The organism is Yersinia hibernica, from assembly GCF_004124235.1.
Classification (GTDB): Bacteria; Pseudomonadota; Gammaproteobacteria; order Enterobacterales; family Enterobacteriaceae; genus Yersinia; species Yersinia hibernica.
This window is the reverse complement of sequence record NZ_CP032487.1, coordinates 3,397,074-3,418,761: the sequence shown is the minus strand read 5'-3', so window position 1 is coordinate 3,418,761 and position 21,688 is coordinate 3,397,074. Positions and strand designations below refer to the sequence as shown.

The window sequence follows — 21,688 nt, the reverse complement described above, 5'->3', positions numbered from 1 at the left end:
CACTCCCCATTACCGTTGGCCGTCAGCGACTGTAATGGGGCGCTGAATACTATTGATGAAACGAACGTTTTTTGCTCGTCATCGCCGCAAAATTTGGATATTGGCGTTGATTGCGGTGCTCTCTCCGGCGGTGTTATGGCTGGCGGATAAGCGCTGGCCGCTGCCATTAACTGAGGCTCAGGTTGCACGGGTGGTCGTGGCTGAAGATGGCACGCCGTTATGGCGTTTTGCTGATGCCGACGGGGTGTGGCGCTATCCCGTTACCCTGTCAGAGGTTTCCCCTTATTATCTGCAAGCGCTGCTGACCTTCGAAGACCGCTGGTTTTATCAGCATCCCGGTGTGAACCCATTGGCGCTGATTCGTGCCGCTTGGCAGGATTTGCGTGCGGGTAAAATTTTGTCTGGCGGCAGTACATTATCTATGCAGGTTGCCCGCCTGATTGACCCACATCCCCGCACATTCGCCGGTAAGTTGCGCCAAGTGTGGCGAACGGCTCAGCTGGAGTGGCACTTCTCCAAAGCACAAATTCTCGAAATCTATCTTAATCGCGCCCCATTTGGTGGCACGTTGCAAGGGATTGGCGCTGCCAGTTGGACTTATCTGGGTAAGCCTCCCTCTCAATTAACCCCCGCAGAAGCCGCGTTACTGGCGGCATTACCCCAAGCTCCCAGCCGATTACGGCCGGACCGCTACCCGCTACGCGCTAAAGAGGCACGCGATAAAGTGTTGAATCGGCTGGCGGATTATCAAGTGTGGCCTACAGCGCAAGTTACTGATATTAAGCAAGAAGAAATCTGGCTGGCACCGCGTCAGGTTCCCCAGTTAGCGCCATTACTGGCCCGGCGCTTAATCAGTGGCAATCAGCGGGAAGTGATTAAAACCACATTGGATGCTGGGTTACAGCGGCAATTAGAAGATATGGCCAACGGCTGGCGTCACCAATTACCCGAGAAAACTTCACTGGGGTTGCTGGTCGTCGACCACACCACCATGAATGTGAGTGCTTACCTCGGCTCAGTGGATTTTCAGGATAATAGCCGCTTCGGCCATGTCGATATGGTGAGTGCCTGGCGTTCACCGGGGTCGACACTGAAACCATTTCTGTATGCCATGGCATTGGATGATGGCCTAATTCATGCAGAATCACTGCTACAAGATGTGCCGCGCCGCTTTGGTGATTATCGCCCCGGCAATTTTGATACCGGATTTCATGGCCCGGTTAGCGCCAGCGAGGCATTGGTGCGCTCACTGAATTTACCGGCAGTACAATTACTGGAAGCTTATGGCCCAAAACGCTTTACCGCTAATTTACGCAATGCTGGTCTGAAGTTACGTTTTCCCCTGCACAGTGAACCCAGCCTGGCGGTTATTCTTGGGGGAACCGGTTCACGGCTGGACCAATTAGTGGCGGCGTACAGCGCCTTTGCTCGTGGCGGAATGGCGGCTAGCTTGCGTTTCGAACCCCAGCAGCAGATACAAGAGCGGCGGCTATTTTCACCGGGAGCGGCATGGATTACCCGGCGCATCATGGCGGGAGAGGCCCGGCCATTGCCGGATGATATTTTACCGGCCAGTGTCCCCTTGGCGTGGAAAACCGGCACCAGTTATGGCTATCGTGATGCATGGGCGATAGGTATTAATGCGCGTTATACCCTTGGCGTGTGGGTTGGGCGGCCTGATGGAACCCCGGTCGCCGGTCAATTTGGTTTCGCCACCGCGGTGCCAATCCTTAACCAAGTCAACAATTTGTTGATGACGCGCTTACAGCAAAATGGCCGCCAGTTACCCCTTGATCCTCGCCCCTCATCGGTCACTCGGGAAGAGATTTGTTGGCCGGGCGGCCAACCATTGGCCATGGGTGACAGTAACTGCCGACAACGGCGACAAAGTTGGGTGCTTGATGGCACTCTCCCCCCGACTCTGATGGCCGCGGGGCAGGAGAATATTCAAGGTAGCCAACTCACTGTTTGGCTAAATTCACAGCAACAGCGCGTCGCGGCTGATTGCCCTGGTGCTACCCCGGCAGCACTCATTTTATGGCCATTGCCACTTGAACCTTGGTTACCCGTAACCGAACGCCGCAGTCACCGCTTGCCTGCTGCTAGCCGCGAATGCCCGCCACCCATTGATATGAATGTGGCCCCGCTACTGATTTTGGGCATCCGTGACGGTGCTGTGGTGAAGCGGTTGTCGGGTCAACCGCGCCTCGACCTTCGCTTGGCAGTACAGGGCGGCTATGGGCAGCATTGGTGGTTCCTCAATGGTGAGCAAGTTGCCATCACTGGGGATAATCAATCATGGACTCAGACATTGTCTCAGCCTGGCCGTTATCAACTCAATGTATTAGATGAAAGTGGTCAAGTGAGTAATTTAACATTTCGCTTGGACTAGCATCAAACTCTGGTGAAATTAATTACAATCAGCCATTCATTCATTATATTTATTCTTAATGTAATGTTTTTATAATAAAAAATATATTAATAATTAATCCGAATTTACGATAGTCTGTATTTTAATGTTTTTCTAGTTTTCAATTTAATTGCTTTCAATTGCTAATAATTCTCTGTTAATTTAATTTGACATGTTAATGAAAATAGGGAGGGGAAATGATAAAGAATAACTGCTTATCATTGCTGATGCTGTTTTTTTTAATATTAAGCACTAACGTATATTCTAGTGAGCCAAAAATTTGTTTCTATATAGATGAAAACTTTCAAGGTGAATCACTTTGCACTACAGAGGGTAATGCTGTAGATATACTACCTGGAAAATGGAATGACAGTATCTCATCTATTGAGATCCCCCATGGCATGGTTGTTTCAGTATTTAAAGATGACAATTTTTCAGGGAAAACTTTCACTTTTAAAGAAAGTGTGGAGTCTTTATTATTAATGCATTGGACAAATTTGAATGATGAAATTAGCTCTTTTAAAGTGAGGAGTGCGGCTTGTTTTTATGAGCTTGATAAATTTTATGGTAATTCGTTTTGCTTATCGGGCAATGAAAGTATAGATCTGTATGCTGATGGACAAAAGCATCATATAGTGAATCCGTTTAATGATGGAATTAATTCTATAAAAATACCCAAAGACACTCAAGTCACTGTTTATACGGATGACGGTTACGGTGGTAAATATTTTGTTTTAATGAGTGATTTTTTGGCTGATGAATTAGAACAGCTCGAGATGAATAAAGATATCACTAGCATCAAGGTTTCTCAGCAAGAGTTTTTCATTTGCGATCAATTTTGTGTGGTTAAAGGACTGTTATCTATTCCATTAGGGCGAAGTTTTGGGACTTATTGGCTTGATGATAGAATTAAATATAAAAATGCATTGATTAGTTTTAGCTTTAGTGATCAAGACGTTTATTCTATTGAAATTTTCGGCGATAAATTTATCAAGGTTGTAGGGGGGTTTGTCTTCTTTATTCATAAAAATCACCCAAAGAATAACTTTGCTTTTGAATTGAACGGTAATAGTGATACATTATCATTTTTATTTAGGTTCCATAAAAAATACTTTGAGATTCAATTTATTCAATCTATTGGTGCTAGTTCAGTATATATCTCCCCATTAATCGGTTCTTTATTCGATTTTGGTCGTGTAGATTTTAATTTAAAGGTTGAAAAGATAAGTAATAATGCTCCGATTATTATTAATAAAATTGTTCTTAGCGCAGAGAAAAATATTACCCGAACTGAACGGAGTTTTACAGAAAAAGCCGCCTGTTGGTTGATTCCTATTATTAATCTTTATAATTATGTGGTGCAGGGAGAATGTAATCAAGTCGATAGGTTTATAAAAAATGTCCATGATTTTTTTGCCAGTAACGATGATAAAATATTACAAATATCCGGATCTGCAAAGCCTTATCCAAAAATACACACTAACGATGTTCTTGGACTTACAGCACATTATGAAAATTTTTCTCTACAAGCAGAAGGGACATTAACCCATATTGCTACTGATGTAATTGGCGGCGCTTTAACTATGCCAGCAACCACATTGGCTTGTTATATTTCTACGAAAGGTGAGTCAGTTAGCCATGTACATCAGCCTCGAGACTTAACTCCTGGTTGTGTAGATTGGACATTAGATATATTGACCGATTTTACTCTGTTATTTGGTGATGACCTTACGCAGTGGAATGCGGACAATTTTGGTCGGGTGATTGAGCATATTATGAGAGAGGGAAACACCGGTAATACATTTGAAAATAACGAGGTTGAAAAGCGTTTAATTGAAAATGTTCAAACTTACCTGGCTGAAAACGATGCCCGTTTTATTCATATGAAAACGGCATTTGATTTCTCACAACTCAGTTATGCTGATTATTTACAGCAGAGTAAACCTGAAACTGAAACTGAAACTAAACCTGAATCTGAATCTGAACCTGAACCTGAACCTCGTTCGCCGCTGCTGGCGCAAGAGTTACCGCTAGGGCGTTATGAGTTAGTGCTGCAAAATTTCCAATTTACTGAAACAGTCCCGCGCATACGTAGTGGGGGAGAGTGGGTAGAAAAGCCGGAGTTACATTTTGAAATAGATGTGATTAGCGGGTTGACGAGCGAGACACTCACCGCTCGACAAAATATTCTGCCAGTGATTGATCAGTGGCGGAGAATATATTATCAAGCGCAATCGCGACCCCCAGCAGCACCACAAACAACAACTTCAACCGCGGAAGAACACCAGCCAGTGACGGTTAAACCAACAGACAAGCCGCCCAGCACTTATACTGCTACTGATGAGACGACTATTGAGGCCAGCAGCTCGGCCAGTGGCACTTCCCTGCCTTGGCATGCTACCGACGATACTTCGATTGAAGCCGCGCGCTTGGTCAGTGATGTTGCTCAGAGTTGGATAAGAAGCAGTCGGGATGAATATGTCTATGTTGTTGTCCGTTTAGCAGGACAAGTAATTAGCATCACAATGGCTATAGATATCAATGAATTAGATGTTGGCATTGCCGGGTCGTTAACCAACCCGAATTACGTATTGCACCCAGATAGTGAGGGGGTGATAAGAGGTGCGGGGACCGCTGCAATTCGCGCATTAGCTGATCACCTGAGCAAAAAAGGTAAACGATTTCTGATCTCGGATGTCATCAGCAAACCATCAGCCATTGTAAAAAAGAAAGTGGGTTTTAAATTTATCAATGAACTTTGATTTTCAACCGGATCTGATATTTATTCAATTGGCTTTAATCTCAGTACAGCAAACTGATTTTTATGGGAAATGTGAGTTGTGCATAAAAATGAGTAATTAAGATAAATATTTTTTAACAAAATGTTGTAAATCAAGTATGCAAGGGCTGAACACCCACATATAATCGGCGACCACTGTACAGGGTCGGGACAATTTTGTAGTAAAGGAACCCTGCAAGCCAAGCTAATTATGCTGCTATGCTACTTATCAGGGCGGGTTCCGAGTCCGGCCAATATTAGAAATCCAATAGAGGTTATCATGGCTTTAGAACGTACTTTCTCCATTATCAAACCAAATGCTGTTGCCAATAATGACATCGGTGCCATTTATGCGCGTTTTGAAAGTGCTGGTTTCAAAATTATTGCTGCTAAAATGCTGCATTTGAGCAAAGAACAAGCTGAGGGCTTTTATGCTGAACACAAAGGTCGCCCGTTCTTTGATGGTTTGGTTGAATTTATGACCTCTGGCCCAATCATGGTTCAAGTTCTGGAAGGCGAAAATGCGGTTCAGCGTCATCGCGATATCATGGGAGCAACTAACCCAGATAATGCTCTGGCGGGTACACTACGTGCTGATTTTGCTGATAGCTTCACTGCGAATGCGGTACACGGTTCTGATGCTGTCGAATCAGCCCAACGTGAGATTGCCTACTTCTTCGCCGCGGATGAGATTTTTCCACGCAGCTAATTAATTGATTCTGTGTAGGAATGGTGGTTATTTAATCAACTGAAACAATAAAGTTGACCTAGCGCCTTTCCAATCGTGGAATCCATGCTTTAAAATTCGTACAATGCCGCGCCCCGCTGGAGACATCTCTCCCGGGGCGTTCTATTATTTATTCATCTATTTTTCATCGCCGTTTCGAAAGCCGTACCCGGTTTAAAGCGCAGCGCCGTAAAGTGTAATAACGAGGCCACGACAACTTATGTCCGAACAATTATTAACTGCATCAATGTCAATTGATGCTGCCCCTCAGTCTGACAACGCGGTTGACACCACCGCCCCAACCACCGGCAAAATCAACCTACTGGACTTAAATCGCCAGCAAATGCGCGAATTTTTTGCCGAGATGGGCGAGAAACCTTTCCGTGCAGATCAAGTCATGAAGTGGATGTATCACTATTGCTTTGATGATTTCGAGCAAATGACGGACATCAACAAAGGGTTACGTGCCAAGTTACAGCGCGTAGCTGAAATTCGTGCGCCCGAAGTCGCGCAAGAGCAGCGCTCAACCGATGGCACCATTAAATGGGCTATCAAAGTGGGCGGCCAGCAAGTCGAAACGGTGTATATTCCCGAGGGTGACCGCGCCACATTGTGCGTATCTTCTCAGGTCGGTTGCGCATTGGAATGTAAATTCTGCTCAACTGCCCAGCAAGGTTTCAACCGCAACTTACGTGTATCCGAAATTATTGGTCAAGTATGGCGGGCGGCGAAGATTATTGGCTCACTAAAATCCACCGGAACTCGCCCAATCACCAATGTGGTGATGATGGGTATGGGCGAACCCCTGTTGAATTTGAATAATGTGGTGCCGGCGATGGACATCATGATGGACGATTTTGGCTTTGGTCTATCCAAACGCCGCGTGACATTGTCCACTTCAGGTGTGGTTCCGGCACTGGATAAGTTGGGTGACATGATTGATGTTGCACTGGCTATCTCGTTGCATGCGCCGACGGATGATATCCGCGATGAAATTGTGCCAATTAACCGTAAATATAATATTGAAACTTTCCTCGCGGCGGTACGTCGGTATTTGGCAAAATCTAATGCCAATGGTGGGCGAGTTACGGTTGAATACGTTATGCTGGATCACATCAATGATAGCACCGAGCAAGCGCATCAACTGGCTGAATGTTTGAAAGACACGCCGTGTAAGATTAACTTGATTCCATGGAACCCATTCCCAGGAGCGCCTTATGGCCGTAGCTCCAACAGCCGGGTGGATCGTTTCTCTAAGGTATTGATGGAATACGGTTTTACCACCATAGTGCGTAAAACTCGTGGCGATGATATTGATGCGGCATGTGGTCAACTGGCAGGCGAAGTTATTGACCGCACTAAACGGACGCTGAAAAAGAAAATGGCGGGTGAACCTATCGCCATTAAAGCAGTCTGATTCTTAATGCCAACTAACGGCATATAACTATTTGTTATTCAACTTATAATTTGTTGAGTAATCGAGGCTGAAAAGGTTATTCAAACGTCAGTAATGGGAATAACATGAGTACCTGATATCGGTACTTATCTTCACATACAAGGATAATTGAGAAAGCATGAAGCTGACTAAACTGTGGAGAGTTTGCCTGATGGCCACGATTTTGACTGGCTGCTCCGGTTCATCGCCGGAAAAAGTGAGTCAACCCGCCGCCGGGCAAACGCGATTACAACTGGGTTTAGAATATCTGGCGCAAGGTGATTTGAATGCTGCGCGGCAGAATCTTGAGAAGGCTGTAACCGCGGATCCACAGGATTATCGCGCTCAATTGGGTATGGCATTTTATGAACAGCGCATTGGCGAAAACGCGGCGGCAGAGCAGCGTTATCAGCAAGCGATGAAACTGGCTCCGGGAAATGGCACGGTATTGAATAATTACGGTGCGTTTCTGTGTAGTTTAGGGCAGTATATACCGGCTCAACAACAGTTTAGCGCAGCGCTGCTGTCACCCGATTACGGTCAGGTTGCAGATAGTCTGGAAAACGCGGGATATTGCTTTTTGCGGGCGAATCAAAATGAGCAGGCCCGGGTGCTTTTAAGCCGGGCACTGAAGTATGATCCGGACAAAGGTGAGCCGCTGCTTGCAGAAGCTCAACGGTATTTTGGAGAAGGGAATCGCGCTCAGGCGCAACTATTACTGGATGTTTATCAACATATACTGCCAGCCAGTGCTGAAAGTTTATGGTTACAAATTCGTTTCGCCGCGCTAGCAGGCCGTCAAGATAGTGTACAACGCTATGGCAAGCAGCTTGCGCGAAGTTTTCCACAATCCAAACAGTACCAGCATTTTCTAGCTAATGAATACTGAAGCCTCCCAAGATCAAACTGTTCCAGAGACGACAGGTGTGCGCCTGCGTCAAGCCCGTGAATCACTAGGGCTCACTCAGCAGATGGTTGCAGAACGTCTGTGTCTGAAAGTATCCACAATCCGTGATATTGAGGAGGATAAAGCACAAGCTAATCTCGCCTCGACATTCCACCGTGGTTACATTCGCTCTTACGCTAAATTGGTTCATCTTCCTGAGGATGAACTGCTGCCAATGTTAGCAAAACAAGCACCAATCAGAGCGGCAAAAGTTGCTCCGATGCAAAGCTTCTCATTAGGTAAAAAGCATAAAAAACGTGATGGCTGGTTGATGAGTTTCACCTGGCTTATTGTGTTGGTTGTGTTAGGCCTAACAGGGGCATGGTGGTGGCAAAATCATCAGGCGCAGCAAGCAGAAATAGTCACTATGGCTGATCAATCTTCTGCTCAACTGTCGCAAAATGGTGGGCAATCTGTGCCATTGGCGGATGATAATAGCAATGCTGCTGTAGCTGCGGATACCACTCCGGTTGCGAATAGCGAGCCATCCACGCCAACAGCAAATGGTACTGCGCCTGCGACGAGCAGTGCAGCACCTGCGGATACGGCAAATAATCGTACCGACACCACAGCCTCTCAAGGAATAACTGCAGCGGATTCTGCCGTTGTTTCGCCCAGTCAGGCACCTTTGCCTGATGTTTCTAGCGCGCAATCCCCCTTACCTACAGCAGCTGCTGGAGTGGCAGGGGCTGCATCATCAGTCGGCTCATTAGTGATGAACTTCACTGCTGACTGTTGGTTGCAAGTTGTTGATGCAAGTGGGAAAACATTATTTAGCGGTATCCAAAAAGGGGGCGCGACCCTAAATCTATCAGGGACAGCGCCCTATAAACTGACCATTGGTGCACCTAGCGCATTAACGATTACTTATCAGGGTAACCCAGTAGATTTGAGTAAGTTTATTAAGGCTAATCGCGTAGCCCGCCTGACTGTCGGTGTAGAGTAATATTGTGTTTTTGACCAACAACTCTGTGGTTCTAACCAATAGCCATTGTCTTGTGAAAGATTATGGTTTTGAAAGACTACTTGGTTGCGAAAACTACACGACTGTAAAGGAGAGTGTGTAAATGCATAACGAATCCCCTATTATCCGCCGTAAATCGACTCGGATTTACGTCGGTAAAGTGCCCATTGGTGATGGTGCGCCGATAGCAGTGCAATCGATGACCAATACGAAGACTACGGATGTCGATGCGACTGTTGCCCAAATTAAGGCATTGGAACGTGTTGGTGTCGATATCGTGCGGGTCTCAGTACCCACTATGGATGCGGCTGAGGCTTTCAAGTTAATCAAACAGCAATCCAATGTGCCGCTGGTTGCCGATATCCACTTTGATTACCGGATTGCGCTGAAAGTCGCGGAATACGGCGTTGATTGCTTGCGAATTAATCCTGGCAATATAGGTTCGGAAGACCGTATTCGCTCTGTGGTTGATTGTGCTCGTCATCACAATATCCCTATCCGCATTGGTATCAATGGTGGGTCGCTGGAGAAAGATATTCAGGAGAAATATGGCGAACCTACGCCGGAAGCCCTGCTTGAATCCGCGATGCGTCATGTTGATATCCTCGAACGTCTTAATTTTGATCAGTTTAAAGTCAGTGTGAAAGCTTCCGATGTTTTCCTGGCGGTTAATTCCTACCGTTTATTAGCCAAACAAATTAATAACCCATTGCATTTGGGGATTACTGAGGCCGGTGGTGCGCGCAGTGGTTCCGTTAAATCGGCTATTGGGTTGGGCTTGTTGCTGTCAGAGGGGATTGGCGACACTTTGCGTATCTCGCTGGCGGCGGATCCGGTGGAAGAAGTTAAAGTAGGCTTTGATATCCTTAAATCGCTGCGAATTCGCTCCCGTGGCATCAACTTTATTGCTTGTCCAACCTGTTCTCGCCAAGAGTTTGATGTTATTGGCACCGTGAATGCGCTGGAGCAGCGGTTAGAAGATCTGATTACTCCCATGGATGTGTCTATCATTGGCTGTGTGGTCAATGGGCCGGGCGAAGCATTGGTGTCGACCATTGGTGTGACAGGTGCACATAACAAAAGTGGTTTCTACGAAGATGGCGTTCGTCAGAAAGAGCGTTTTGATAACGAAAAGATGATTGACCAGTTGGAAGCTAAAATTCGGGCCAAGGCATCTATGCTTGATGCAAATAATCGAATAGTTATCAATATGCTGGATGATAAATAAGCATTCAGGGCCATTTGTTAGCGATGAATACAAAAAAGCGGGCGTGGCCCGCTTTATATTGGTGCTGCCAGAGGTAACAAATTGTCGCCATTGAATATCTAGGCGGCAAGCCTCTATAATCGGCTTTATTATTTGCACTATCCCAATGTCATTGGCATTGCAGCTGACACCGCGGCAACATCAGTGAATTGGGGATAAAACTACAGAGAACAGACGTGGCAAAGAACATTCAAGCCATCCGTGGTATGAACGACTACCTGCCAGCCGATACGGCCATATGGCAGCGTATTGAGGGTATCTTAAAGCAAGTGCTGGCAGGCTACGGCTATAGCGAAATTCGCATGCCGATTGTAGAACAGACCCCGTTATTCAAGCGCGCTATCGGTGAAGTCACCGACGTGGTTGAGAAAGAGATGTATACCTTTGACGATCGCAATGGCGAAAGTCTGACACTGCGCCCGGAAGGCACCGCAGGGTGCGTGCGCGCAGGCATTGAGCATGGTCTGCTGTACAATCAGGAACAGCGTCTGTGGTATATCGGCCCGATGTTTCGCTATGAACGTCCGCAGAAAGGTCGCTATCGTCAATTTCACCAATTAGGTGCTGAAGTTTTCGGTCTGCAAGGGCCTGATATTGATGCGGAATTGATCCTACTGACCGCCCGTTGGTGGCGTGCTTTGGGGATTTCAGAGCATGTACAGCTTGAATTGAACTCTATCGGCTCATTGGATGCTCGCGCAGATTACCGTGAAGCGCTGGTGACTTTCTTGGAACAACATGTTGATGTGCTGGATGAAGATTGTAAGCGCCGCATGTACAGCAACCCATTACGGGTGCTGGATTCCAAGAATCCGGATGTTCAGCTGTTGCTTAATGATGCACCTAAGTTATCTGATTATCTGGATGAAGAATCAAAACAACATTTTGCCGGTTTGTGTGAACTTTTAGACCAGGCCAGTATCCCATATACCGTAAATGAGCGTTTAGTTCGCGGCTTGGATTATTACAACCGCACAGTATTTGAGTGGGTAACCAACAGTTTGGGCGCACAAGGTACTGTCTGTGCTGGCGGGCGTTATGACGGTTTGGTCGAGCAATTAGGCGGTCGTGCCACCCCTGCGGTCGGTTTTGCCATGGGGTTGGAGCGCTTGGTGCTATTGGTGCAGGCCGTTAATCCAGAATTCAGCGTGCCAGCAACTGTTGATGTGTATCTCATTTCTTCGGGTGAGGGGGCGCAAAGTGCCGCGATGCAGTTGGCTGAGCGCTTGCGTGATGATTTACCCGCGCTAAAGTTGATGACTAACTATGGTGGCGGTAATTTCAAAAAACAAATTACTCGTGCTGATAAATGGGGCGCTCGCGTTGCATTAATACTTGGCGAAAGCGAAGTGGCCGCACAGCAAGTGGTCGTGAAAGATTTACGAAATGGTGAACAAGAAACGCTGGCGCAAGCAGATGTTGCTGCGCGTCTGGCTTTGATGTTGGTTTAAGGAGAGAGACACCGTGGAAGTCTATACCACTGAAAATGACCAGGTTGATGCAGTGCGCCGTTTCTTTAGTGAAAATGGTAAAGCGCTGGCCGTGGGTGTGGTGCTCGGGATTGGTGCATTAGTGGGTTGGCGTTACTGGCAGAGTCATCAAAACACTGTCTTGACGGAAGCCTCCTCTGCCTATCAGCAAGCCAGTAATGCTTTGTCAGCGAACAGCGCTGATGGTGTTGCTATTGCTGAAAAATTTGTTCAGGGCAACAAAAATAACTACGGCGTACTGGCCGGGTTAGAGCTGGCTCACCATTTTGTTGAGCAAAACGAGTTTGATAAAGCAGCACAGCAACTGAGCCAAGCATTGGGTCAGACAAAAGATGAAAACCTGCTGTCGCTGATTAATCTACGTCTTGCTCGTCTGCAACTGCAATTGAAAAAACCAGATGAAGCATTGAAGACACTGGATGCAGTGCAAGGTGACGGCTGGACTGCGATGGCGCAAGATGTCCGTGGCGATGCATTATTAAGCAAAGGTGACACCGCAGGCGCACGTGCCGCTTACAGTAAAGGTATCGAATCAAATGCTTCTCAGGCGTTGCAAGCACTGCTGCGCATGAAATTGAATAATTTGTCCAGCTAAGGGGTATTCCCATGCAATTGCGTAAAACACTCTTAGTAGGACTGGTATCTGTTGCCCTATTGAGTGGTTGTTCACTGTTCAACAGTGAAGAAGATGTGGTTACCATGTCACCACTGCCAAAAGTTGAAAATCAATTCACGCCAACTAAAGTGTGGAGCACGTCTGTGGGAAGTGGCATCGGTGATTATTACTCTCATCTGCGCCCAGCCTGGCAGGGGACTTCGGTGTTTGCCGCCGACCGAAAAGGTCTGGTGAAGGCAATGGAAGTGGATAGCGGTAAGCAAATTTGGCAAACTGATCTGTCCGAGAAAACTAACTTCCTCACCAGCAACCGTTCGGCCATGCTGTCTGGCGGCGTGACAGCCTCAGGCGCACATGTGTATGTCGGTAGTGAGAAAGCCGTAGTTTACGCGCTGAATTCTGATGATGGTCAGGTGGCATGGCAAACTGTGGTTGCGGGCGAAGCCTTGTCCCGCCCAGTTGTCAGTGATGGTGTGGTGCTGATCCACACCTCAAATGGCATGCTGCAAGCGCTGAATGAGTCTGACGGCGCGATTAAGTGGACATTAAACCTGGATACACCTGCATTATCTCTACGTGGTGAATCTGCACCAACGGTTGCATTTGGTGCTGCAATTGTCGGTGGTGATAACGGCCGCGTCAGTGCGGTAATGCTGGAACAGGGGCAGTTGATCTGGCAACAGCGTATTTCCCAAGTGACCGGGACCACTGAAATTGACCGCCTGAATGATGTTGATACCACGCCAGTTGTGGTCGATGGTGTTGTTTATGCTCTTGCATACAACGGTAATCTGACCGCATTGGACCTGCGTTCCGGCCAGATTCTGTGGAAGCGCGAAATGGGCTCAGTCAATGACATCATTGTCGATGGTGGCCGTATTTACCTGGTCGATCAGAATGACCGTATTGTCGCGTTAAAAGCTGAGGGTGGGATAACCCTTTGGAGTCAAAGCGATTTATTACATCGTAACTTGACTGCGCCAGTGATGTATAATGGCTATCTGGTGGTCGGTGATGCCGAGGGTTATCTGCACTGGGTGAATACCGATGATGGCCGTTTTGTTGCTCAACAGAGTGTAGACAGTTCCGGTTTCCTAAGTGCGCCTGTGGTTGCCAGTGATAAGTTGCTGGTTCAGGCAAAAGGCGGCACGGTATACGCGTTCACCCGTTAATTCTGATTTAGCGCCTGTCTACAGGCTAATACCCGAGTATCTTGGCGTTGCAGCCAGTTACACCGCTGCAACTTCAAGGATGAAGGGTTTAAAGCGGCTCCTGATATTCAGGGGCCGTTTGTCTTCTAAAAACTGCGCTGTTGAATGTTTGGTACAGTGCTGTAACGCTTTGAAAATTAAGTAATGAGGCTTCAACAATGATACCTGTCATCGCGCTGGTCGGGCGCCCGAATGTGGGTAAATCCACTTTATTTAACCGCTTAACGCACACCCGTGATGCGTTAGTTGCGGATTTTCCCGGGCTAACGCGTGACCGCAAATATGGTCGTGCCGAGGTCGAGGGTCATGAGTTTATTGTTATCGATACCGGAGGTATTGATGGCACAGAAGATGGTGTAGAAACCAAGATGGCGGGTCAATCGTTGCTGGCGATTGAAGAGGCGGATATTGTCCTGTTTATGGTCGATGCGCGTGCCGGGCTGATGCCGGCGGATCAGGGCATTGCCCAGCATCTGCGAAGTCGTGAAAAAGCCACTTTCCTGGTGGCGAACAAAACTGATGGTATTGACCCAGATACTGCTACCGCCGATTTCTATTCATTAGGTTTGGGTGAAGTACATGCTATCGCGGCATCACATGGCCGTGGTGTGACCCAACTGATTGAAGATGTTATGGCACCTTATATGGATGCCGAAGAACCTGAAGCAGAGCTGACTGAAGAGGAAGCTAACGCGGCTTATTGGGCTGCGCAGGAAGCTGACGAAGATGAAATCCCCGCAGATGATGATGAAGAGGATGACTTTGATCCTCAGAGTCTGCCAATCAAGCTGGCAATTGTCGGGCGTCCTAACGTAGGTAAGTCCACACTAACTAACCGCATTCTCGGTGAAGACCGGGTGGTGGTTTATGATATGCCGGGCACCACGCGTGACAGCATTTATATTCCAATGACCCGTGATGAGCGCGAATATATTCTGATTGATACTGCTGGGGTGCGTAAACGCGGCAAAATAACTGAGGCGGTTGAAAAATTCTCAGTTATTAAGACATTACAGGCGATTGAAGATTCCAACGTCGTGCTGTTGGTCATTGATGCCCGTGATGGTATTTCTGATCAAGATTTGTCTCTGCTTGGCTTTATTCTCAATAGTGGGCGCTCACTTGTTATTGCGGTCAACAAATGGGACGGCATGACGGAAGAAGCCCGCGCCCAGGTTAAAGATATGCTCGACCTGCGCCTCGGTTTTGTCGATTTTGCCCGAATTCACTTTATTTCTGCCCTGCATGGCAGTGGTGTCGGCAACCTGTTTGAATCCATTCAGGAGGCTTATGATTGTTCAACCAAGCGAGTGGGGACTTCTTTACTGACCCGCATCATGCAAATGGCAGAAGAAGACCATCAGCCCCCATTGGTGCGTGGCCGTCGTGTGAAACTGAAATATGCTCATGCCGGCGGTTATAACCCACCGATTGTGGTTATCCATGGCAACCAAGTGACTGATTTATCGGATTCTTACAAACGCTATCTGATGAATTACTTCCGCCGTTCACTGAAAGTGATGGGTACGCCGATTCGCATTCAATTTAAAGAGGGTGAGAACCCGTTTGCGGGTAAGCGCAATACTCTGACGCCAAACCAGATGCGGAAACGTAAACGTTTGATGTCGCACCTGAAAAAAGCGAAGTAATTACAGCAAAGCGCGGGTATTCCGCGCTTTTTGCATTTTGGCAATCACTGTGCTGGGCCACGTAGCGGCAAATAACAGGAGTTAAACGTCAGCCATGTCTTGGGAAACCTGGAGTTTTGCATTTAGTGTTACTGTCCCCAGCTTATTGATGATGTTGCTCGGCGTGCTGTTGCGGCGCTTTGGCCTGATGGATGACCGTTTCTGCGACGGCGCAACCAAGTTAGTGTTTAATCTGGCGCTGCCCTGCCTGCTATTTTTCAGTGTCGCCACCAATCACGTTAACCTGCTGGATAACTTGCCCCTGGCTATCTATGGTGCGGTTGGCACCTTAGTGACTTTTTTATTACTTGAGATTGCGGCTAAGTGGCTAGTAAAAGACCCGCGAGAACGCGGAGTATTCGTGCAAGGCGGCTTTAGGGCGAATACGGCCATTATGGGGTTAGCCTTCGCCATGACGGCTTACGGTAATGAGGGCGTGGCGCTGGGGTCAATGTATCTGACGGTGACAGTCTTATTGTTCAATATGTTGTCGGTAATAACACTGACCCGTAGCTTGCAAACTGGGCAAAGTGGGCAAGTCAGTAAATTGGCATTATTGCGCAGCATTATCACCAATCCATTGATTATTGGCCTGTTATGCGGTGTGGTTTATGCTCGAACGGACCTACCTATTCCCCAGGTGCTTGTACAGACTGGGAGTTATATATCAGCCTTAGCATTGCCACTGGCATTACTCTGTACTGGGGCCAGCCTCGATTGGCATGCCATGTTCCGCTCCTCTAATGTGGCGGCGTTATCATCAACAGCAAAATTATTCGTGGTGCCAATATTGATGACATTGGGCGGATTGCTAATGGGGTTCCGGGGGGCCACTTTAGGAATAATTTTTCTCTTTTCTGCAACCCCCACCGCCGCGGGTAGCTATGTGATGACCCGCGCAATGGGCGGGAATGCAGTGCTGGCCGCAAATATTATTGCTATGACTACCGTTGGTTCATTTTTCACCACCGCCCTGGGGATTTACTTCTTACGTTCATGGGGCGTGATGTAAGTTTTGACGAACACTTGGGAGAGACGTTATGGATGCATTATGCCCGGTTTGCCAGTTGGCAATGGTGCAAGTGAGTGGTCACTTTCATTGCGCTAACTGTCATGGTAGCTATCAACAGCAGGCGGATTGTCCTGATTGCGGCAAACCGCTGCAAGTATTGAAAGCGTGCGGTGCGGTTGATTATTTTTGCCAGCAGGGGCATGGGCTGATTTCGAAAAGCCGTGTTCACTTTAGTTATCTGCCGACGGTGTGATGGGCCGGCAGAGCGGTTTGGTTAGCGGGCAAAAATCGTGCTGGCTGAGTGTTACTCCGCGACTTTACGCTGGCGCGGCTTCTTGGCGACATTTTTCTTTGCCACGTTAATCTGGGTGATTTCACTTTCCACCCAACCATCTTGTAATCTGGTGGTGAGCTTATCGCCGGTATGCACTTGCTGGGTAGTCTTGAGTAAGGTGCCTTCAGGGGTCTGCGTGACACTGTAGCCTCGGGCCAGTGTAGCCAGTGGGCTGACCGTCTCCAATTGTGAGCAGGCAATACCAAAGCGCTGGCGATAACCATTAAGTTGGCGCTCCAAGGCTTGACGTAAGCGGTATTCTTGCTGCTGTACCCGCTGGTTATAACGGTGGATCTGTCCTTGCGGCTGCACTTGAACCAAGCGCTGTTGTAACCGCTCAGTGCGCCGGCTTAATAAACGAATTTGGCTTTGCGCGCTCTCGGTTAATCGGCGCTGTAACTTCAGCAACAGTGTTTGCTGACGCGCCAGGCGTAAATGCGGATGTTGTTGTTGCAGCCGGTGCTCAAGGCGCGTGAATTGCTGGCTGCGCTGCGCCAAATAGTAATCCATCGCCATTTCCATCCGCTGCTGCTGCCCCTGAATTTGCCTGACTAGCTCAAGCTGGTTGCGGCTGACTAACTCTGCCGCGGCTGAAGGGGTTGGCGCGCGTAAGTCAGCGACGAAGTCAGCAATGGTGATGTCGGTTTCATGGCCGACGGCACTGACAATCGGAATGCGGCTGTTAAAAATGGCGCGCGCCACTCGCTCGTCATTAAAACTCCACAAATCTTCCAGTGAACCGCCCCCGCGCCCGACAATCAGCACATCACATTCACCGCGTAAGTTGGCTAATTGAATAGCACGAACAATTTGTAACGGGGCATCAACACCTTGCACTGATGTGGGATAAATAATGACCGGCAATGAAGGATCACGGCGTTGTAATACCTGCAAAACATCGTGCAGTGCCGCGCCGCTGGATGAGGTAATAACCCCGACTTTTTTCGCCGGGGTGGGCAGCGATTGTTTATAACTTTGGTCAAAAAGCCCTTCGGCGGCCAATTGTTGCTTGAGTTGTTCAAACTGCTGTTGCAGTAACCCGTCACCGGCAGGTTGCATGCTTTCGGCAATTAATTGGTAATCACCGCGCGGTTCATACAGGGTAATTGTGGCCCTGACCAACACTTGCTGGCCATTTTGCGGGCGAAATGTTGCCCGACGATTACTGTTGCGAAACATCGCGCAGCGCACCTGCGCCCGATCGTCTTTCAAGGTGAAATACCAATGACCAGACGAGGGTTGAGAGAAGTTGGAAATCTCGGCAGTGAGCCAAATCTGGCCCATTTCCATTTCCAACAGCTGTCGCACCGTCTGATTCAGGCGGCTAACAGTAAAAATTGATGACGCAGAAGATTGTGACATGTGACCTAGATCAAGTTTTTAAACAAGCACTTAATTGATTGATATTACCTGCCTCAAACTGCTTGGCAAGAAAAATAATGAGAAAGTGCTGGAGGCAACCGATTACGCTCTGTATAATGCCACGGCAATATTTTATCTTTTTACATTCACCTTGGTGAGATATTGCCCATGCTACGTATCGCGAAAGAAGCTCTAACATTTGATGACGTCCTCCTGGTTCCAGCCCACTCCACAGTGTTGCCTAATACGGCAGAACTGGGTACCCAACTGACTGCAACTATCCGCCTAAATATCCCTATGCTGTCCGCAGCAATGGATACCGTAACCGAAGCTCGTCTGGCCATAGCGCTGGCACAAGAGGGCGGTTTAGGGTTCATCCACAAAAATATGTCCATCGAGCGCCAGGCTGAAGAAGTTAGCCGGGTGAAAAAACACGAAAGTGGCGTGGTTACCGAGCCACAGACTGTGACCCCAACCACCACCCTGCGCCAAGTGAAAGAACTGACCGCCCGTAATGGTTTCGCCGGTTATCCGGTGGTGACCGAAGATTACGAATTGGTCGGGATCATTACTGGCCGTGACGTTCGCTTCGTGACCGACTTAGACCAACCGGTGACTGCGGTAATGACCCCGAAAGAGCGCCTGGTGACTGTTAAGGAAGGCGAAGCTCGCGACGTTGTTCTGCAAAAAATGCATGAAAAGCGGGTCGAGAAAGCCTTGGTGGTTGACGACAGTTTCCATCTGCGCGGCATGATCACGGTAAAAGACTTCCAGAAAGCCGAACGCAAGCCTAATGCCTGTAAAGACGAGCATGGCCGGCTACGTGTTGGTGCTGCTGTCGGTGCCGGTGCTGGCAATGAAGAGCGTATTGATGCGCTGGTTGCCGCGGGGGTTGATGTTCTGCTTATTGACTCCTCCCATGGTCACTCTGAAGGGGTTTTACAGCGTATCCGCGAAACCCGCGCTAAATATCCGAACCTGCAAATTGTTGGCGGGAATGTGGCGACCGGGGCCGGGGCTAAAGCATTGGCTGATGCCGGTGTCAGCGCGGTTAAAGTGGGTATCGGCCCGGGCTCAATCTGTACCACCCGCATTGTGACCGGTGTGGGTGTGCCACAGATTACGGCAATTGCTGATGCGGTTGAGGCGCTGGAAGGCACTGGAATTCCGGTTATCGCCGATGGTGGTATTCGTTTCTCCGGCGATATTGCTAAAGCCATTGCAGCCGGTGCGTCCTGCGTGATGGTGGGCTCTATGCTGGCGGGGACTGAAGAATCTCCGGGTGAAATCGAGCTCTATCAGGGCCGTTCATTCAAATCTTACCGTGGTATGGGTTCTTTGGGGGCGATGTCTAAAGGCTCTTCAGATCGCTATTTCCAGACCGACAATGCTGCCGATAAATTGGTACCTGAAGGTATCGAGGGGCGGGTGGCATATAAAGGTTTGTTGAAAGAGATTGTGCATCAGCAAATGGGCGGCCTGCGCTCATGTATGGGGTTGACCGGCTGTGGCACCATCAATGAATTGCGCACCAAAGCTGAGTTTGTTCGTATCAGTGGTGCAGGTATTCAAGAAAGCCATGTTCACGACGTAACCATTACCAAAGAATCCCCTAACTACCGTATGGGGTAATGCCACCGGCCTCAACCGGCGAGTTTGGTCATCGTCCGCGGCCCGCATTGCTGATTGACGTTGTGTCAACTGCACATGCAGTGCTGCGGGCGTTAACTGACTGCTTGGTTTTCCCGACTGGAATTATTCTGGTAACCACTAAATTTATTTTTTAAAAAGCGGCGCACATGACAAAAAATATCCATAAACATCGCATCCTTATTCTGGATTTTGGTTCGCAATATACTCAATTGGTGGCACGCCGTGTTCGTGAGATTGGCGTCTATTGTGAGCTCTGGGCGTGGGACGTGACCGAAGCTCAAATCCGCGAATTTAATCCCAGCGGCATCATTCTTTCCGGCGGCCCTGAAAGTACCACTGAGCATGATAGCCCGCGCGCACCGGATTATGTTTTCACTGCGGGTGTCCCGGTGCTCGGCGTGTGCTACGGCATGCAGACCATGGCGATGCAATTGGGTGGCAAAGTTGAAGGTTCAAATCAGCGCGAATTCGGCTATGCGCAGGTTGAAATTAAAACTGACTGCGCACTTATTCGTGATATCAAAGATGCTATCAATCCAGCCGGTGAAGCAGTGCTGGATGTCTGGATGAGCCATGGTGACAAAGTCACGGCGATCCCTGCTGATTTTGTCACGGTCGCCAGCACCGATACCTGCCCGTTTGCTATTATGGCTAACGAAGAGAAACATTTTTACGGTGTGCAGTTCCATCCTGAAGTGACCCACACCAAGCAAGGTCAACGTCTGCTGGAGCGCTTTGTTCTGGATATCTGTGCTTGTGAAGCATTATGGACTCCCGCGACGATCATTGAAGATGCGATTGTTCGTCTACGTGAGCAAATTGGTGAAGACCATGTGATTCTTGGTCTGTCCGGTGGCGTTGACTCCTCGGTGACGGCCATGTTGTTGCATCGTGCTATTGGCAAACGTCTGACTTGTGTATTTGTGGATAACGGCCTGCTGCGCTTGAATGAAGCCTCGCAAGTTTTGGAAATGTTCGGCGATAAATTCGGTCTGAACATTGTCCATGTTGCGGCGGAAAACCGTTTCCTCGCGGCACTGGCCGGTGTTGATGAGCCCGAAGCAAAACGTAAAATTATTGGCCGTGTATTTGTCGAGCTGTTTGATGAAGAGGCCTGCAAGCAGGACCAAGTGAAATGGTTGGCACAAGGTACTATCTATCCAGATGTGATTGAATCTGCTGCATCTGCTACCGGGAAAGCACATGTGATTAAATCTCACCACAATGTCGGCGGTTTGCCGAAAGAGATGAAACTGGGGCTGGTAGAGCCGCTGAAAGAGCTGTTTAAAGATGAAGTGCGTAAAATTGGTCTGGAGCTGGGCCTGCCGTACGATATGTTGTACCGCCATCCATTCCCGGGGCCAGGTTTAGGGGTGCGCGTATTGGGTGAAGTGAAGAAAGAGTATTGTGATTTGCTGCGCCGGGCTGATGCCATCTTTATTGAAGAGCTGCATAAAGCGGATTTGTACAATAAAGTGAGCCAAGCATTTACTGTATTCCTGCCTGTTCGCTCTGTTGGTGTGATGGGCGATGGCCGCAAATATGACTGGGTTGTATCACTGCGTGCTGTTGAAACCATCGACTTTATGACCGCGCATTGGGCACATTTACCATATGATTTCTTGGGCCGCGTTTCAAACCGCATTATCAATGAAGTCAATGGCATTTCTCGCGTGGTTTATGATATCAGTGGTAAGCCGCCAGCAACAATTGAGTGGGAATAAGCATCGTTTTTTTTCGATAATATATTTTCAATAACATAATTGAAGCCTCTGATATTTCAGAGGCTTTTTT

Annotated in this window: 16 protein-coding genes; 15 read left to right on the top strand and 1 reads right to left on the bottom strand. The window is 48.2% G+C overall.

Features of this window, described 5'->3' with window-relative positions; all coding sequences use genetic code 11:
• Window positions 1-55: 55 nt before the first annotated feature.
• From pbpC to D5F51_RS16010, 13 genes are all read left to right on the top strand, one after another.
• Window positions 56-2,392: a peptidoglycan glycosyltransferase PbpC gene (pbpC, locus tag D5F51_RS16070; RefSeq protein ID WP_162301762.1), complete on the top strand. Its 2,337-nt coding sequence runs from the start codon at window positions 56-58 to the stop codon at window positions 2,390-2,392.
• Window positions 2,393-2,610: 218 nt separating this feature from the next.
• Window positions 2,611-5,172 (top strand): peptidase inhibitor family I36 protein, encoded by a 2,562-nt coding sequence (locus D5F51_RS16065; RefSeq protein ID WP_391592413.1) that lies wholly within the window; start codon window positions 2,611-2,613, stop codon window positions 5,170-5,172.
• Between the two features lie 297 nt (window positions 5,173-5,469).
• Complete coding sequence (ndk, locus tag D5F51_RS16060) at window positions 5,470-5,898, top strand: nucleoside-diphosphate kinase (protein ID WP_049607618.1); 429 nt, start codon at window positions 5,470-5,472, stop codon at window positions 5,896-5,898.
• Between the two features lie 265 nt (window positions 5,899-6,163).
• Entirely contained in the window at window positions 6,164-7,333 is a 1,170-nt protein-coding gene (gene rlmN / locus D5F51_RS16055; protein ID WP_391592414.1) for a dual-specificity RNA methyltransferase RlmN, read from the top strand.
• A 157-nt stretch (window positions 7,334-7,490) separates the two neighbouring features.
• Complete coding sequence (pilW, locus tag D5F51_RS16050) at window positions 7,491-8,240, top strand: type IV pilus biogenesis/stability protein PilW (protein ID WP_129197827.1); 750 nt, start codon at window positions 7,491-7,493, stop codon at window positions 8,238-8,240.
• Window positions 8,230-9,243: a cytoskeleton protein RodZ gene (rodZ, locus tag D5F51_RS16045; protein ID WP_129197825.1), complete on the top strand. Its 1,014-nt coding sequence runs from the start codon at window positions 8,230-8,232 to the stop codon at window positions 9,241-9,243. Before pilW ends, rodZ begins: the two co-directional genes overlap by 11 nt.
• Window positions 9,244-9,364: 121 nt before the next feature.
• Window positions 9,365-10,489: a flavodoxin-dependent (E)-4-hydroxy-3-methylbut-2-enyl-diphosphate synthase gene (gene ispG, locus D5F51_RS16040; RefSeq protein ID WP_129197823.1), complete on the top strand. Its 1,125-nt coding sequence runs from the start codon at window positions 9,365-9,367 to the stop codon at window positions 10,487-10,489.
• A 215-nt stretch (window positions 10,490-10,704) separates the two neighbouring features.
• Window positions 10,705-11,979: a histidine--tRNA ligase gene (gene hisS / locus D5F51_RS16035; protein WP_025379195.1), complete on the top strand. Its 1,275-nt coding sequence runs from the start codon at window positions 10,705-10,707 to the stop codon at window positions 11,977-11,979.
• Between the two features lie 13 nt (window positions 11,980-11,992).
• Window positions 11,993-12,613 (top strand): YfgM family protein, encoded by a 621-nt coding sequence (locus tag D5F51_RS16030; RefSeq protein ID WP_129197821.1) that lies wholly within the window; start codon window positions 11,993-11,995, stop codon window positions 12,611-12,613.
• 11 nt (window positions 12,614-12,624) lie between these two features.
• Entirely contained in the window at window positions 12,625-13,806 is a 1,182-nt protein-coding gene (gene bamB / locus D5F51_RS16025; protein ID WP_025379193.1) for an outer membrane protein assembly factor BamB, read from the top strand.
• A 197-nt stretch (window positions 13,807-14,003) separates the two neighbouring features.
• Window positions 14,004-15,494, top strand: a complete 1,491-nt coding sequence (gene der, locus D5F51_RS16020; RefSeq protein ID WP_129197818.1) for a ribosome biogenesis GTPase Der — start codon at window positions 14,004-14,006, stop codon at window positions 15,492-15,494.
• A 94-nt stretch (window positions 15,495-15,588) separates the two neighbouring features.
• Window positions 15,589-16,545, top strand: coding sequence for an AEC family transporter (locus tag D5F51_RS16015; RefSeq protein ID WP_025379191.1), 957 nt, complete (start codon window positions 15,589-15,591; stop codon window positions 16,543-16,545).
• Window positions 16,546-16,573: 28 nt separating this feature from the next.
• Window positions 16,574-16,798, top strand: a complete 225-nt coding sequence (locus D5F51_RS16010; RefSeq protein ID WP_025379190.1) for a zinc ribbon domain-containing protein — start codon at window positions 16,574-16,576, stop codon at window positions 16,796-16,798.
• Between the two features lie 51 nt (window positions 16,799-16,849).
• On the opposite strand, the gene xseA is transcribed toward D5F51_RS16010, so the two are convergent.
• Window positions 16,850-18,241 (bottom strand): exodeoxyribonuclease VII large subunit, encoded by a 1,392-nt coding sequence (gene xseA, locus D5F51_RS16005; protein ID WP_129197816.1) that lies wholly within the window; start codon window positions 18,239-18,241, stop codon window positions 16,850-16,852.
• A gap of 168 nt (window positions 18,242-18,409) precedes the next feature.
• Here xseA and guaB point away from each other — a divergent pair, with 168 nt between their 5' ends.
• Both guaB and guaA read left to right on the top strand, forming a co-directional pair.
• Window positions 18,410-19,873, top strand: coding sequence for an IMP dehydrogenase (guaB, locus tag D5F51_RS16000; RefSeq protein ID WP_087768739.1), 1,464 nt, complete (start codon window positions 18,410-18,412; stop codon window positions 19,871-19,873).
• A 167-nt stretch (window positions 19,874-20,040) separates the two neighbouring features.
• Window positions 20,041-21,618 (top strand): glutamine-hydrolyzing GMP synthase, encoded by a 1,578-nt coding sequence (guaA, locus tag D5F51_RS15995; RefSeq protein ID WP_025379189.1) that lies wholly within the window; start codon window positions 20,041-20,043, stop codon window positions 21,616-21,618.
• Window positions 21,619-21,688 lie beyond the last annotated feature (70 nt).